This window comes from Pseudoalteromonas sp. ABV4_021 (assembly GCF_056159365.1).
Genome location: NZ_JBSWVB010000001.1, coordinates 19298 through 35404, shown reverse-complemented (window position 1 = coordinate 35404; position 16107 = coordinate 19298). Strand labels below are relative to the sequence as shown.

12 protein-coding genes are annotated in these 16107 nt (G+C 41.7%); 6 read left to right on the top strand and 6 right to left on the bottom strand.

Going from position 1 to position 16107, the window contains the following annotated elements; translation table 11 throughout:
• Together dprA and ACXAFE_RS00110 are read right to left on the bottom strand one after the other, a co-directional pair.
• Nucleotides 1–1092, bottom strand: coding sequence for a DNA-processing protein DprA (gene dprA, locus ACXAFE_RS00115; RefSeq protein WP_475146834.1), 1092 nt, complete (start codon nucleotides 1090–1092; stop codon nucleotides 1–3).
• Between the two features lie 31 nt (nucleotides 1093–1123).
• Nucleotides 1124–2230 carry a LysM peptidoglycan-binding domain-containing protein gene (locus ACXAFE_RS00110; RefSeq protein ID WP_475146832.1) on the bottom strand — a complete coding sequence of 369 codons (1107 nt, stop codon included), beginning with the start codon at nucleotides 2228–2230 and terminating at the stop codon, nucleotides 1124–1126.
• 124 nt (nucleotides 2231–2354) lie between these two features.
• Between ACXAFE_RS00110 and def the strand changes: the two genes are divergently transcribed.
• The 5 genes from def to ACXAFE_RS00085 all read left to right on the top strand — a co-directional run bounded on the left by def (nucleotide 2355) and on the right by ACXAFE_RS00085 (nucleotide 7816).
• Nucleotides 2355–2867, top strand: a complete 513-nt coding sequence (gene def / locus ACXAFE_RS00105; protein ID WP_475146828.1) for a peptide deformylase — start codon at nucleotides 2355–2357, stop codon at nucleotides 2865–2867.
• A gap of 18 nt (nucleotides 2868–2885) precedes the next feature.
• Nucleotides 2886–3839, top strand: coding sequence for a methionyl-tRNA formyltransferase (fmt, locus tag ACXAFE_RS00100; RefSeq protein WP_475146823.1), 954 nt, complete (start codon nucleotides 2886–2888; stop codon nucleotides 3837–3839).
• Nucleotides 3823–5115: a 16S rRNA (cytosine(967)-C(5))-methyltransferase RsmB gene (rsmB, locus tag ACXAFE_RS00095; protein ID WP_475146820.1), complete on the top strand. Its 1293-nt coding sequence runs from the start codon at nucleotides 3823–3825 to the stop codon at nucleotides 5113–5115. The genes fmt and rsmB overlap by 17 nt, the downstream gene beginning before the upstream one ends.
• A gap of 35 nt (nucleotides 5116–5150) precedes the next feature.
• Nucleotides 5151–6527, top strand: coding sequence for a Trk system potassium transporter TrkA (trkA, locus tag ACXAFE_RS00090; protein ID WP_475146818.1), 1377 nt, complete (start codon nucleotides 5151–5153; stop codon nucleotides 6525–6527).
• A 164-nt stretch (nucleotides 6528–6691) separates the two neighbouring features.
• The gene (locus tag ACXAFE_RS00085; RefSeq protein WP_475146815.1) at nucleotides 6692–7816 is read left to right on the top strand and encodes a DUF3103 family protein; all 1125 of its coding nucleotides are present in this window, start codon (nucleotides 6692–6694) and stop codon (nucleotides 7814–7816) included.
• Between the two features lie 298 nt (nucleotides 7817–8114).
• Here ACXAFE_RS00085 and ACXAFE_RS00080 read toward each other — a convergent pair whose 3' ends face one another.
• From ACXAFE_RS00080 to ACXAFE_RS00065, 4 genes are all read right to left on the bottom strand, one after another.
• Complete coding sequence (locus ACXAFE_RS00080; protein ID WP_010561297.1) at nucleotides 8115–9566, bottom strand: TrkH family potassium uptake protein; 1452 nt, start codon at nucleotides 9564–9566, stop codon at nucleotides 8115–8117.
• Nucleotides 9567–9603: 37 nt separating this feature from the next.
• Entirely contained in the window at nucleotides 9604–10221 is a 618-nt protein-coding gene (locus ACXAFE_RS00075; protein ID WP_475146813.1) for a YigZ family protein, read from the bottom strand.
• Nucleotides 10222–10280: 59 nt separating this feature from the next.
• A complete protein-coding gene (gene pepQ / locus ACXAFE_RS00070) occupies nucleotides 10281–11603 on the bottom strand; it encodes a Xaa-Pro dipeptidase (protein ID WP_475146811.1) in 1323 nt (440 codons plus the stop codon).
• Between the two features lie 121 nt (nucleotides 11604–11724).
• Nucleotides 11725–13617, bottom strand: coding sequence for a transglycosylase SLT domain-containing protein (locus ACXAFE_RS00065; protein ID WP_475146807.1), 1893 nt, complete (start codon nucleotides 13615–13617; stop codon nucleotides 11725–11727).
• 326 nt (nucleotides 13618–13943) lie between these two features.
• Here ACXAFE_RS00065 and fadB point away from each other — a divergent pair, with 326 nt between their 5' ends.
• Nucleotides 13944–16106, top strand: coding sequence for a fatty acid oxidation complex subunit alpha FadB (gene fadB / locus ACXAFE_RS00060; protein WP_475146803.1), 2163 nt, complete (start codon nucleotides 13944–13946; stop codon nucleotides 16104–16106).
• Nucleotide 16107: the final 1 nt, after the last annotated feature.

Sequence of the window (16107 nt, the reverse complement as noted above, 5' to 3'; positions counted from 1 at the left end):
TCAACTCCCCCCTATTCGGGTGTAACCATCTAGTACACGAACAACTTGACCAGATAGCTCTAGATCTAATAATCGGGATAGCAATTCATCCATTTGAATCCCTGAAAGTTGTTGCAATTTATCTACTGACGTCACTTCAAAAGTTAGGTGCTCTAAAACAGAATCTGAAATCACATTTTTTTCAGTCTCATTTACTTTATATAGACAACTTTTTGGTAAAACGCTTAATTCTGAAAAAATATCATCGCAATTCTCTATTAATTTAGCGCCTTGTTTTATTAACGCATGGCACCCTTTTGCTAGTTCGTTATACACAGAACCTGGTACAGCAAAGACTTCCCGATTTTGCTCTAGCGCATATTTGGCGGTAATCAAAGAGCCGCTTTTTTGCTCTGCTTCAACTACAATGGCTCCCATGGAAAGCCCAGAAATAATGCGATTTCTACGTGGAAAGTTTGCCGCTTGGGCAGAGGTTCCAGGTTTATACTCTGAAATTAACAAGCCATGCTCTGAAATGCTCCCATACAATTTACTCGCACGTTTGGGGTAGCATAGGTCAACGCCAGTACCGAGTACGGCAATAGTTTTGCCATTTGCTTGCAATGCGCCTTGGTGCGCACAACTATCAATACCTCGGGCCATACCAGAAACAACACAGAATTCATTAATCGCAAGACTATGCGCTATATCAAAGCTGACTTGCCTGCCTGTTTCAGTTGCATTTCTAGAACCAACAATTGCCAACTTAGGTGAATCAAGTAATTGGATATCACCTTTACAAAAAAGCACCAAGGGTGGAGCGGGAATTTCTTTTAGCAATGCGGGATAATCAGAATGAGATAAATGAATAATTTGAATGTTTAACGCTTTGCATTGTTGAATAATTGAATCAACTTGCCGCCATTCAAAAGTTTTAATTGCGGTGGCTACTGAAGGTTTGAGCCCTAACTCACACAGTTCGTGATTTGAACAAGAGAAAAGCGCCTCGAAGCTTGTATGCGTTAGTAACTGCTTAGCAGTTTGAAAGCCTATTCCTTTAATCAAATAAAAAGCGAGCCAATATTCAAGCTCGCTTCGTATATTTCTTTGCATCTTCCCTCCTTAGAAGACGCGCCAAATATTTTTAGTTATCTACATGGATTGTGTCGCCAACGCGGACTGGTTCTAATGTTTTTGTGACTATTGCATAACTTACTTTGTTGTAAACTTTAAAAACCATTAACTCGCCAACCTTTTCTTTTGGCATCTCCCATTCGCGACTATCTTCTCCGTCACCAAAAATACTCATTGCACGTTCGTATGCTGAAGCAGAGTCTTTATACTCAGGTCCATCTCGACCTACTACAACTGTAGGTGATGCTCTACGAATGTCCAGTATATGGCCAGGTTTAAGCGAATTAACTTCACCGCGGTTAATTACAACCACATCCATAGTACTAAATTCGCGTAGTTTAGAAGTAGTATCAATAATCGTTCCCGATATTGAAGAATCAGGACGTTGCATCATAAAAAATGCTGGTAAAGTTTGCCCTTCTAACGCTGGCATTAAAAAGTCACCTTGTCGAACTTCTCGCTTAACATTTTTCACGCGAGCTGACGCAGGTACTGCATTTTCTGCATCACCGGTTCTAAATGCACGTCCAGTGCCTACCAAAATAGCTTCATGGCCCAGCACTTCGTCGGTATCAGGATCGATATAAGGGTCACCCTGACGATAAATGCCGTAGTACTTAGAGCGCTCTAAATTACCTTTCACATATATAATCTGATCGGTATCGATTGTTTTGAATCCCTTCTTTGCACCTAGAACAACTGGCCTTGCGTTGATATCTTCTTTATCTAATGCTTGCTCATAAGTTAAGAAAGGACGAATTACTTCCAAAGGTAATGTTGGAACAGCATCACCTTTTTTCATAGTTTTACGAATACCCGGAGACAATCGCTTAAACTTTTGATTAATCACAAGCATTGGACGACCCTGTGAATCATAAACCAACGAAAGTTTATCACCTGGGTAGATAAGGTGAGGGTTATCAATTTGTGGATTAAGGCGCCATAGCTCAGGCCATAACCATGGCTGATCAAGATAAATGGCTGAAATATCCCAAAGGGTATCGCCTTTTTCTACAACATATTCTTTCGGGGCGTCCTTTCTGATCTGAAGCACATCAGCAAGAGTTGGAAACGCCATAGTTAATGCGACTATCGCAGCTGTCAGCTTTTTGACCATAACTAGCTTCCTTGAGCTGTTTTTTATTATTATTTACTTAAACCTGTAAAAGGTGAAGACAAATGGCTAAAATAAAAACATATCATAATTTGATGATTTTCGCATAGTTAAAATTAAGGTAAATATGGCTATTTTAGAAGTTTTACGCTTTCCAGACGAGAGATTACGCACAGTCGCACAAGAAGTTGCGCAAATCAATGATGGTACTAAGAAAATTGTATCAGACATGCTTGAAACCATGTATGACGAAAACGGCATTGGTTTAGCCGCAACGCAAGTTGACATCCACCAGCGCATTGTTGTTATTGACGTATCTGAAGAAGGTGACGAGCCTTTGGTGCTCATTAATCCAGAAATCATCAAAAAAGATGGCAGTAAAATTAGCGAAGAAGGCTGCTTATCTGTACCAGGTTCGTACGCAAAAGTAGACCGCGCAGAAACAGTTACAATTAAAGCGTTTGATGAGAATGGCAACCAATATGAAAAAGATGCCGATGGCTTGCTTGCTGTATGTATTCAACATGAGTTAGACCATCTTAAAGGCATACTTTTCATTGATTACCTTTCACCTTTAAAGCGCCAACGTATTCGTAAAAAGCTAGAAAAAGAAGCAAAATTAGCAGCACGTGCTGGCTAACCTACCTGGAGTTAAAACTTGAGCAAGCCTTTAAAAATTGTATTTGCGGGTACCCCTGATTTTGCCGCGCAGCACCTTGATTCTTTAATAAAGTCTCACCATGATGTGATCGCTGTTTACAGTCGGGCAGATCGCCCTGCTGGACGCGGAAAAAAACTAAAAGCAAGTGAAGTAAAACAACTGGCTTTAACGCATGACATTCCCGTGTACCAGCCAGAGAATTTTAAGTCAGACGATGCCAAGCAGCAGTTAGCTGATTTGAATGCGGATATTATGGTAGTGGTTGCTTATGGGCTACTACTGCCAAAAGCAGTATTGGAAACACCTAAACTAGGCTGTATCAATGTGCATGGTTCAATTTTGCCTCGCTGGCGTGGTGCTGCACCGATTCAACGCGCTATCTGGGCGGGAGATGCCGAAACAGGTGTAACTATCATGCAAATGGATGAAGGTTTAGATACTGGCGATATGATTTCCATTACCACCTGTCCTATTGAGGCGACAGATACAAGTGCGAGCCTGTATACCAAGCTTGCTGAACTTGGTCCCACAGCACTCATCGACACCTTAGCCACAATTGCCAATGGCACTGCAAATCCAGAAAAGCAAAATGATGAGCTTGCCAACTATGCGAAAAAGCTTAGCAAAGAAGAAGCGAATATCGATTGGCAAATGCCTGCCCAACAAATTGAACGTAATATACGCGCATTTAACCCTTGGCCAATTTGTTTTACGCAAATGCAAGGTAACACAGTAAAGATATATGCTGCTCAATTAGTTGAAAACGCTGGTAACCCAGGTGAAATATTAGCTGCTGATAAAACAGGCATTACCGTTGCGACCACTGAAGGCGCGCTAAAGATCACGCAACTTCAACCTCAAGGTAAAAAGCCAATGTCGGCACAAGACTTTTTAAATGGTCGTGCTGATTGGGTAACGGTTGGTTCAACTTTAGGTGATAACAATGAGTAGTGTTCGCGCTTATGCAGCTGAAACACTGCACCTAGTAGTTGATAAAGGCCATTCATTGTCACAAGTATTACCAAGATACTCTGATAAACTACCGCCAAAAGAGCGCCCGCTTTTACAACAACTTTGTTATGGTGTGTTACGCTACTTACCAAGCTTAGAAAACTACTGTTCTCACTTGCTTGAAAAACCACTAAAAGGCAAGCAGCGCCCATTTCAGTTTTTACTTTATGTCGGTATTTATCAGCTTCAGCATATGCGTATTCCAGCGCATGCTGCACTTGATGAAACAGTAAATGCGGTTAAAACAATGCGTGCACCAGGCCTTAAAGGTTTAGTAAACGCTGTGCTGCGCAACTTTCAGCGCCGCCAAAGCGAGCTGGAAAACTTAGCCGACCAAATTGACGCCTGTAAATACAACCACCCAGGTTGGTTCTTGAATAAGCTAAAAGCTGCTTACCCTGATAATTGGCAAGATATTGTTGAAGAAAACCAAGTGCAAGCACCAATGTGGTTGCGCGTTAATGGTAACTACCATTCACCTAAAGAATACCGCGAATTATTGCAAGATGCAGATATTGAAGCACATTTAGTTGAACAATTTGATGATGCGGTAGTACTTGAAAATGCAGTTGATGTATTTAAATTACCAGGCTTCGAATTAGGGCATAGCTCAGTACAAGATGGTGCAGCGCAACTTGCAGCAAGATTACTCGAGCCACAAGATGGCGACAAAATTCTTGATGCTTGCGCAGCGCCTGGTGGTAAAACATGCCATATTTTGGAGCTAGCGGAGTGTAATGTTACAGCTCTTGATCATGACGCAACCCGTCTTGAGCGCGTACAACAAAACTTAGAACGTATAGGCCTAAGCGCGAAGCTAATTAGTGCAGATGCCAGTCAACCCGACGACTGGTGGAATGGCGAGCAATTTGATCGTATTTTGTTAGATGTCCCCTGCTCTGCAACCGGTGTAATTCGTCGTCACCCTGATATTAAGTGGTTACGCCGAGCGTCTGATATTGAGCAACTTGCACAATTACAAAAGCAAATACTTGAGCAAATCTGGCCATTATTAAAATCTGGTGGCACATTGGTGTATGCAACATGCTCTGTTTTACCGGAAGAAAATACCAACCAGATAAAACAGTTTTTAGCACAGCATGCTGATGCTAAGCATATCGCACTCAATTTAGCAGATACCATCGAGCAACCAGGCTGGCAATTACTGCCAGATGAGCATGATGGCTTTTTCTACGCGAAAATTGAAAAATTATAATTAAGGCGAAGCTCGCCAACTAAGCGATTGACAGTATGAAAATTATCATTTTAGGTGCCGGACAAGTTGGCGGTACCTTAGCAGAAAACCTTGTCGGTGAGAAAAACGAAATCACCGTGGTTGATATTAATCGAGAAAAGCTACGCGTATTACAGGACAAATATGACCTGCAAGTCGTATCAGGCCATAGCGCCCACCCTGAAATCTTACGCCAAGCAGGTGCTGAAGATGCCGATATGATTATCGCCGTTACCAGTTCTGACGAAGTTAATATGATTGCCTGTCAAATCGCTTACAGTATTTTTAATACGCCAACAAAAATTGCGCGTATTCGCTCAGAGCAATACCTCAAATATAAAGAGCAGCTATTCCACAATCATGACCTACCGGTTGACCACTACATTGCGCCAGAACAACTGGTGACCCATTACATTCATCGCTTAATCGACTACCCAGGAGCACTGCAAGTGCTGCAATTTGCCGAAGGTAAGTTATCACTGGTAGCGGTAAAAGCGTATTATGGTGGTTTACTTGTTGGTTATGCACTATCAGCACTAAAAAAACACATTCCTAATGTTGAAACACGCGTTGCGGCAATTTACCGAAAAGGTAGACCAATTAAACCGCTTGGTACTACCGTAATTGAAGCCGATGACGAAATCTTTTTCGTTGCAGCAACAAAACATATTCGCGCGGTCATGAGTGAACTGCAAAAGCTTGAACAATCGTACAAAAAAATAATGATTGTGGGTGGTGGTAATATCGGCGCAGGCCTTGCCCGTACGCTAGAAAAAAGCCACAGCGTAAAGCTAATTGAACGCAACCCAGAACGAGCAGAATATTTATCAGGCAGGCTTGATCGTACCGTGGTTTTTTGTGGTGATGCATCAGACCAAGAACTGTTATCTGAAGAGCATATCGAACAAGTTGATGTGTTTATTGCCGTTACTAACGACGATGAAGCAAATATCATGTCTGCCATGCTGGCAAAACGCATGGGCGCACAAAAAACTATGGTATTAATTCAACGTGGCGCATACGTTGACCTAGTACAAGGTGGTGAAATTGATATTGCTATTTCTCCACAACAAGCAACTATTTCAGCGCTGCTAACGCATGTTCGACGTGGCGATATTGTTAACGTATATTCACTCCGTAAAGGTGCCGCAGAAGCCATTGAGGCTGTCGCGCATGGTGATGAAAACACCTCAAAAGTTGTCGGCAGAGCGATTCAAGACATTAAATTACCCGCGGGTACAACCATTGGTGCTATCGTACGAAACGATGATGTTGTAATTGCCCATGACGACACAGTAATCCTTTCAGGTGATCACGTCATAATGTTCCTTATCGATAAAAAGCAAATTCACGTAGTTGAAAAGCTCTTCCAAGTAAGTGCTATTTTCTTATAAATTTAAAGTAAAAATAACACGTCCTTGCAAAGGCTTATTTATAAGCATTTCATTATAATTTCTGTTTATTTATTAACCTTTCGTTACATTATTGACTATTTACTCTAACTTGGAACTAATAGAGGTACACATGAATGTGTAATACTACTATTGGAGACAAGTGAATGAATAAAAAAATAAAATCGTTATTACTGAGTGCACTCGCACTACCATTTGTTAGCGCCGCAGCAATGGAAACGACAAGCCAAGAGCGTTCAGTACAAATCGCTGAGCAAAAACGCGCTCTAGCACTGTCATTTGCTGAAAACTATGCAAGTCTAAAACCAAGCATTTTAGCATCAACGTCGAGTTATGATTTAACCATTGAGACCTCAGAACTGTCGTTAGCAAACAAAGAGGTTCAAACGCTTAAACAAGTTGAAACTCGTATTCGCTCGGCAAAAGGTCTACCGTATAACCCTAGCTCAATTACCCAGCTAAGAGTTGCTGACTCAAGCATGCTTAACTCGTTAATGTCTGAGACACCGTTATTTGCATGGGCTCCAGCAGGTAATGAGAAATCATGGCAATTTATTGAAGCATTTGATACCCAAGGTAACACCTATCACTTACCCGTAAACGCGCTACCTAAACGCCCCGTGTTAATTGTTGAGCTCGACAACAAACAAGCGTTATCGGAAGGTATTTCAGTACTCAAAAAAACGCTAAAACCGTTTAGCAGCGAACCAAAATTAGCATTGAATTCAACAACTCAATCAACCACGAATCCAATTCAAACCTCAGTGCTTAAATCCATTCATTTACAAGATGATGAAGAGCCATGGGTATCAGGTAAAGCGGAAGTGTATAGCATTGTTACTGGTGTGAGTCCGTCTCGTGATGAGCCAGTGCTCGATATTGTGGATATGCCTTATCTTGATTACGATGGCACTACCTACAACCCTAATCAAATTATCATTTATTGGGACCGCTACCGTTGGCAAGCTGCTGATATTTTAATGATGGAGCAGGATGACAACACTAACTACAAAGAACTTGCGAGCCGCTTACTTGATGTTGCCACCGAGATTCTTAAAGCGATTCCAGACCCTGAAGTACAAGGCTACGCCATCATTCCACAGTTAACCAATAAAGTACTGGCAGCAATGCCTGACTCATGGTTTACCAATGATGATGATTATGTGGATGTGTATTACACGCTATTTGAAGGTCAACGCTATTCTAATCATAAAGGCGCTAGTTCAAATGCAACCATCACACTTGAGCCATTAACGATTCAGCCGCGTTAATTAACAGAGCAGATTTAAACCAGAATCAAAGAGCGCCAAATGCGCTCTTTTTTATTTTTTGAAGAGAATTAAAGTTAATCATTCTGACGTTTAGAAAGTGCGTCAAACTTCATCCTTGAAGCGGTATTTCGTGCGCGTTATGCAGTAATTTTCATCCCTGAAAAGCGCTCGCGCCTAGGGAAACTTTGTTCCGGTCTGGAAGAGACGACCGATATATTAAGTCATCCTGACGCGATATTCCGGCTCGAAATCCCTTTCTCGCGTTCGACCAGCTGCGAAACTTCGTTTCGGTCTGGTCTCACCCACGCCAGAATGTTGGGGTGAATAATACGAGTAATGTGAAGATTTCGAGGCGGCCAAATACCATCGCAAGCGTTAAAATCCATTTTGCTGTATCGGTGATATCACCAAAGTGCGCTGCTACATCGCCTAAGCCGGGGCCTAAGTTATTTAAGCATGCAGCAGTTGCTGAGAATGCCGTAATGTTGTCCATTCCCGTTGCTAATAAACACAGCATAATGATGACAAACACCAAAGCATAAGCTGAGAAAAAGCCCCATACAGCTTCGACTACCTTATCGGGCAATGCTTTGCGACCAAGCTTAATAGAGTAAATTGCACGTGGGTGTACCAAGCGGTTTAACTCGCGAATACCTTGTAAGTACAACAGGAATACACGCACTACTTTCATGCCGCCACCTGTTGAGCCTGCACAACCGCCAATAAAGCTCGAAAAAATAAGTAGGATAGGTAAAAACAACGGCCACTGCGAGAAGCTATCGGTGGCAAAGCCAGCTGTCGTACTAATTGAAACAGCTTGGAAAAGCGCTTGGTCAAATGCCTGATCGGTCGAGGTATAAATACCCGCAGAAGTAAGCACAAAGAAACACAAAAGCACTAAACATGTTTGAATAAATAGAAATACTTTGAGCTCTGGGTCACGCCAATAAACGCGAAAGTTTTTATTAGCTACTGCCGCATAATGCAGTGAAAAGTTCACGGCAGCGATTAATAAAAACACCACACAAATAATATTAATTAGTGGACTATTAAAATGGCCAATTGATGCATCATAGGTAGAAAATCCCCCTATCGCAATAGTCGAAAAGGCATGACAAATGGCATCAAACCAATTCATCCCTGCCGCCCAATACGCCAAAGTACAGGCTGCAGTAAGAGATACATAAATGTACCAAAGGTGTTTTGCTGTATCGGCAATGCGCGGTGTCATTTTCGAGTCTTTCACAGGTCCCGGTGTTTCAGCGCGGTAAAGCTGCATGCCACCAACACCAAGCATTGGCAGTACAGCAACGGCAAGTACAATGATCCCCATACCACCGAGCCATTGTAGTTGCTGACGATAGAATAAAATCGCTTTCGGTAAATATTCAATACCCGTTAGAACAGTCGCCCCTGTGGTGGTAAGGCCTGAGAATGACTCAAACACCGAATCAGCTATAGATAGATTAGGTTCTTCTAAAAAGATCAGTGGTAACGAACCAAAGCTGCCTAGTACCAACCAAAACAAAACTACAATTAAAAAGCCTTCACGGGCTTTCAAATCCCCTCTTTGCTTGCGGTTTGGGTAGTAGGCTATTAAGCCAATAATAATACTGAAAACAAATGCCAGAACAAACGGCACACCACCACCATCTTTATAGATAAGCGAAACGAGCGCTGGCGGGATCATGGTGATACTGAATAAGGCAACTAACTGCCCTAAAATTTTAATTATTGTTCTGTATTGCATTGCAAGAGTATGAAACGAGCTATTTTAAGCTATTCTCTTACTGTTTTACCTTTAACTCAACAGCACCATTGGATATTTCATAAATATCTTTGATCGCTTGCTCTGCATTTCGCTCATCGATAGCGATTTGCCATGCAATATTTGCGGAGAATTCTTTCTCGATATTGCTGCCACTAAACTGGCTATTAAAATGCTGTTCAATTATGCCTTGTAGTGCATAACTCGATTCGCCCAGTAGCGTCACCATAGGTACACGAGTTAACAACTCAATATCACTCAATGCATTATTAAGCGAGCCACCATATGCTCGCACTAACCCACCCGTGCCTAGCTTAATACCACCAAAATAACGGGTGATTACAGCGGTGATTTCTCCCAAGCCTGAGCCCATCAGCACATTCAACATTGGCTTGCCCGCCGTACCATTGGGTTCACCATCGTCAGAAAAACCCAATACATGGCTGCCGCCAGGCTCGCCCGCTACATGTGCCCAACAGTTGTGACGTGCGTCGGGGTATTCTTGATTAATATTTTTAATAAACGCTTTCGCATCGGCAGTAGTTGGCGTATGGGCAATGTGCACAATAAACGTGCTTTTTTTAATTTCTTCACGATACAAGGTTCGTGTTGCTGGGTACTGGTATTCTTGAGTCATAACTTACAAAATAAAAAGGAGCCTAATGACTCCTTAAAGTGTATCACTTGCTAATAAGATTAAGCTAAACCTAAATCGCGTGTCATATTTTCATTGCGGTCTTGGTGCACAATCACATTATCTTCAATACGAATACCACCAAATGGCTTAAACGACTCAACGGTTTTCCAATTGATATACTGATTGTTATCTGTTTGCGCCAAGTCGGCTAACAGTGAATCAATAAAGTACAAACCAGGTTCAATGGTAAACACTTGGTTCGCTTCAATTAAGCGCGTACAACGTAAGAATGGATGACCTTCAGGTGGCGCTTGATGCGTACCGCGAGCATCAGCCATAAAACCACCCATATCGTGAACTTGTAAACCTAAATGGTGGCCTAAACCATGTGGGAAGAAGGTCTTTGTGATACCTTTTTCAACAATGGCATCAGCCGATAAGTTAACAATATTAAAGTCACTTAGAACTTGCGCTACTCGCTGATGGCAATCTAAATGAAGCTCACCGTACTTGATGCCTGGCTTTAACCCTTCACATAATGCTTGTTGGTGCGTATTCATCGCACTCACTAACTCTGCAAACTGACCTTGCTGTTTAAAGTCATAAGTACGCGTAATATCAGCCGCATAACCGTTAAAGTTTGCACCCGCATCAATCAAAAATGATAAATGTTGATCGGGCTTCGCAATATCTAAATGAGTGTAATGTAAAATCGCGCAGTTTTTGTTAAGGGCAACAATATTACCGTAAGGCATTTGGTTTTCAGTATGTTGCGTTGCAACAAGATACGCATGCTGAATTTCGTACTCAGAACCACCTGCAAAAAATGCGTCGCGCGCCGCTGTATGGCCAAGTACTGCTAAACGGTTTGCTTCACGTAAACAAACTAGCTCGTAATCTGTTTTATAAGCACGGTGGTAGTGTAAGTAGTTTAAAACGCCTTCTGGGTTAATTGCATTAAACCCTAACGCTTTCGCTACTTCAATATACTCACCAATATAAGCAAAACCTTCTTTATCATAAGGCAGTAATTGCTCAACTTGCTCTGGAGATTTTAATAAACAAATATCAAAGTATTCAGCCCAGAAGTCACTTGGCTCATCAGGCACTTTATGCCAAAAGTCTACAGGGCGATAGAAAATCAATTTTGGCTTATCAACGCCGTTTACCACTAACCAGCAATGAGGATTATCAATCACAGGTAACCAAGCTTTAAACTGCGGATTTACTTTAAATGGGTAATCCATATCATCTAAGAATTGGCGTTTTGCTTGACCTGAGTGAATGATCAGACCATCAAGTCCTTCACGCGCTAAAACATCTTTGGTACGTGACTGTAAGGTTGCTATATGCGCTGCATAAGTTGTTGAAAGTTTATCCATTATTAATCCAGTTCAGTGTGTTCTAAAAACAAGTGTATCATCTTGGTCCACCATTCTTAAGGGGTGGACAAAAATCGAAAACACTTACTCTGTAAATTGATTAGCAATATATTTGCCAAAACTACCTTTTGATTTTCATTGAAATGAGTTCATCAAATAGGTTTTCTTTATTGCCTGAGCGCGTTGCATACACTTGACGATAAGCGTAAACATTTTTTACGTACTCACGTGTTTCACGATACGGTATTGCTTCAACCCATAGATCAAAATCTACCGCTTCTTGAGGTAACCAGCGTTTCACTTTGTGATAACCCGCATTATACGAGGCTGTTGCAATCACTTCGTTACCTTTGCTTTTTTTCTTTAAATACTTGAGATACTGCGTGCCCAAACGAATATTAATATGAGGCTTTTTAAGTTGATTACGGCTGACGCTGCCTTTATTTACGTAGCGTGCGGTGCTTGGCAATAGCTGCATTAAACCAATTGCCCCCGCGCTTGAATGAGCATCTGAGGCAAATGAGCTTTCACGTCGTGAAATCGCATAAGCCCATGTTTTATCAACTTTACTACGGCTACTAAAACGCTCAAACTGATCGCTGTAAGGCGTAGGAAAACGGTAATCAAGCATATTGTAAGCCTTTAGTTGGCTCATCACACGAATAACACTATCATGCCACCCCATATCATTCGCTAAACTGGCTGCTGCGAGCTTTTCATCATCGGTAGAGCCTGCAATTAGCGAATTCCATTCACGGCGCGCTGAGTAAAAACGATCTAATTCATACAATGCTTTGGCACGTTTAAAGCCGGGGCTTTCACTAACAAGTTTTTGTGTTTGAGGGTCAACAACCACGGGTTGGTATTCAAGCGAAACCGCTAAATCTAACCTTGACGCCGCTAAAAAGCCGTAGTAATCGCGCTTTTTAGCTAGCTCTTTCCATAACTGATTTGCCCTCTGCGCGTCACCAATCTTATGATATGCATATGCCAACCAGTATCGATAACCATTATTCAGTGTTTTACCCGTTGAATAGGCAATAACCCCTTGCCAGTCTTGCTCGCGCAACATATTACTAAGTTGCCACTGCATTAGCTTACTATCGTGCCTTTTTGGTGCCACTTTATTTAAGTAAAACTTTGCTTCTTTATGTTTTCCCGACGCCAACGAAAGCGCAAAAATATAATACAGCGACTGCTTTTGTTGCTCTGTATAATCGAACATGTTTTCAAGCTTTTGCCATGCACGAATCGCTAAATCGCGGTCGCGCCAAACCAAACGTTTAACGCCATAAAGTGCTATTTGGCCTTCTTTATCAGTACGTTTTTTAAAGCGATAAAGCCCTGCGGCGGCGGATGGATCTCGTCTTACTGTTTTATACAAATCAGCCAAGTAACGCTCGTTCTTCGGTAGCAAACGACTCAGATAGGCTAACAAACTGGTATTGCCTTTCTCCGATACCTTGGTAATACGTTGCCACACCAGTTCTTGATTTAAATGCCCTGCTTTTTTCCATTTTGAAAAAAGCACATCACATTCTTTAGGCTGTGATTTAGCAACGCTCCAAAGCTCATCCACTTGGTTAAAAATGGCCTCTTTAGGTGCACCAAGTTGTAACTGATAGTTTAGGTAGGTGCATTGATACTCAGCTTTTCTGGTCGGACGATAAGCATCAATATAAAGTGCTTTTTTATTACTTTTCTTTAAATTGTCTAACCATGCGTAACGCACTTTCCACTCAAGTGGTGTGCCTTGATAGGTATCTAAAAATTTTTTAATTTCTTGCTGGTTAGCAAGCCATGGGGAATTAGCAAGATAAGTGGCCTCAGCATAAGGCGCTAGCGGATGTGACGACTGTTTTAACGCGCGATAAAAATCGCGTTTATCATTTTTCTTAGCGAGTTTTTCAAGTGCTAAGAAGTCTTTGTGCGCGGCTTTATCCGCACTTGCGTTCAACGCTGAAGAAGAAAGTACTAAGCTAACAAGCGCTGTTAAAATCACCGATTTTTTCACTGTTTTGCTCTCTTTACCACAGAAATAAAAGGCGCTGTGGTTATCTATTTAAATAAATTTAAAAATGCGCTGCATAATTCTAGCGTCTACGCTAACTGCAGTAATGCCATCTTAATCAATGCAAACCTAAACGTCAGCCTTTTAAGCTTAATCCTCTTATTGATACGACCACTGACAACACTTACGTTAATTTTTTTGTCCAGTTTTTAATCTTATGTAAAAAGCCAACTAAAATTTTAATTGCAATTTAATCGCAAAGAAGCGACACTGCGTAAAAACCAAACTCATCGTACCAGTTGCGGTGCGAGAAATTAGGGAGCAATAATATGCTATTTCAAAGCGAATCTTTTCAGGTTGCTTTTGTTAAAGACAACATTGCTGAGTTTAAGTTCTGTGTTCCAGGCTCAGTAAATAAGCTTTCTCAGCAAACTCTTAGCGACTGTGGCGCTGCATTAAAAGAGCTAGCTGCTAACAAAGACATTAAAGGTATGATTTTCACCAGTGATAAAGATCACTTTATTGTTGGTGCTGACATTTTTGAATTTTTACCTACCTTTAAAAAATCTGAAGAAGAACTAACTCAGTGGATTAAAAATGCCACTGACGTTTTCGACCTACTCGAAGATTTACCTTTCCCAACGATTTCTGCAATCAATGGCATGGCCCTTGGTGGTGGTTGTGAATGGGTACTTGCTACTGACTTCCGCGTAGCAAGTGAAGAACTAAAAATGGGCTTACCAGAAGTTAAATTAGGCATTATGCCAGGCTTCGGTGGTACAGTTCGTCTACCGCGTATTATCGGTGCAGATAATGCCATGACGTGGATTACAACAGGTAAAGAACACCGTGCTAAGCAAGCGCTTGCTGTAGGTGCAGTTGATGCCGTTGTAGCAAAAGACAAGCTAGTTGATGCAGCTATCAAGATGGTTGAACTAGCAGCAAACGGTAAACTAGATTGGCAAACAAAACGCCAAGCGAAGTTAGACCCGCTTGCTATGAACCAAATGGAGCAAGGCATGAGCTTTGCAACAGCGCAAGGCATGGTATTGGGTAAAACAAAAGGCCATTACCCTTCTCCGCTGATGGCTGTTGCAACAATTAAAGCTGCTGCAAACCATGGCCGCACTGAAGCAATGGCAATTGAGAATATGAACTTTGCTAAGCTGGCTAAAACCGAGGAAGCAGCTGCGCAAGTGGGTATTTTCCTGGCAGACCAATTTATTAAGTCTAAAGCACGCAAACTTGCTAAGAACAGTTCAACTGATATCAAGCAAGCGGCGGTATTGGGTGCAGGTATTATGGGTGGCGGTATTGCATACCAGTCTGCTTATAAAGGCACGCCAATCATCATGAAAGACATCAACCAAGCTGCACTTGACCTTGGTATGCAAGAAGCGTCAAAACTGCTTGGCAATAAAGTTCAACGCGGTCATATGAAGCTTGAGCAAATGGTTGCAACTTTAGGAGCAATCAAACCAACGCTAAGCGATGACGATGTTAAAAAAGCCGACATCATTGTTGAAGCGGTTGTTGAAAACCCAAAGATTAAACAAGCAGTTCTTTCTCAACTAGAAAAAGACATGCCTGAAGGCACAGTGCTGACATCAAATACCTCAACAATTCGTATTGATGAGTTAGCAAGCGCCCTTGAAAAGCCAGAAAATTTCTGTGGTATGCACTTCTTTAACCCTGTGCATCGTATGCCACTAGTTGAAATTATTCGCGGTGAAAAAACATCTGATGAAACCATTAATACCGTTGTTGATTACGCATTAAAACTTGGTAAGTCACCGATTGTTGTAAATGACTGCCCAGGGTTCTTTGTTAACCGTGTTCTTTTCCCTTACTTTGCCGGTTTTAACCAATTAGTGGTTGAAGGTGCAGATTTTGCGAAAGCAGATAAAGTAATGGAAAACGTATTTGGCTGGCCAATGGGTCCTGCTTACCTGCTTGATGTTGTTGGTCTTGATACAGCAAATCACTGTACAGGTGTAATGGCAGACGGTTTCCCTGAGCGTATGGCTGAACAAGAAAAAGATCCTGTTGCACTACTTGTTAAAGAAAGTCGTTTTGGTCAGAAGAACGGTAAAGGTTTTTACCAATATGCACCTGACCGTAAAGGTAAGCCTAAGAAAGCAAAAGATGCAGATGCAATTGCGCTACTAAGCACTATTTGCGATGCACCTAAAGAGTTTAGCAAAGAAGAAGTCATCGACCGCTGTATGATCCCTATGCTGAACGAAGTACTTCTGTGTTTACAAGAAAACATTGTTGCTTCACCACAAGAAGCAGATATGGCGCTTATTTACGGCTTAGGCTTCCCTCCATTCAGAGGTGGTGCTTTCCGTTATTTAGACCAAATTGGGTTAGCTAACTTTGTAGCAAAAGCGGATCAATACGCACACTTAGGTGCGATTTACCAAGTTTCTGATATCACGCGTCAGTGGGCAGAAGAAGGTCGTCAATTTTATTCAGTAGAGGGTGCATAAT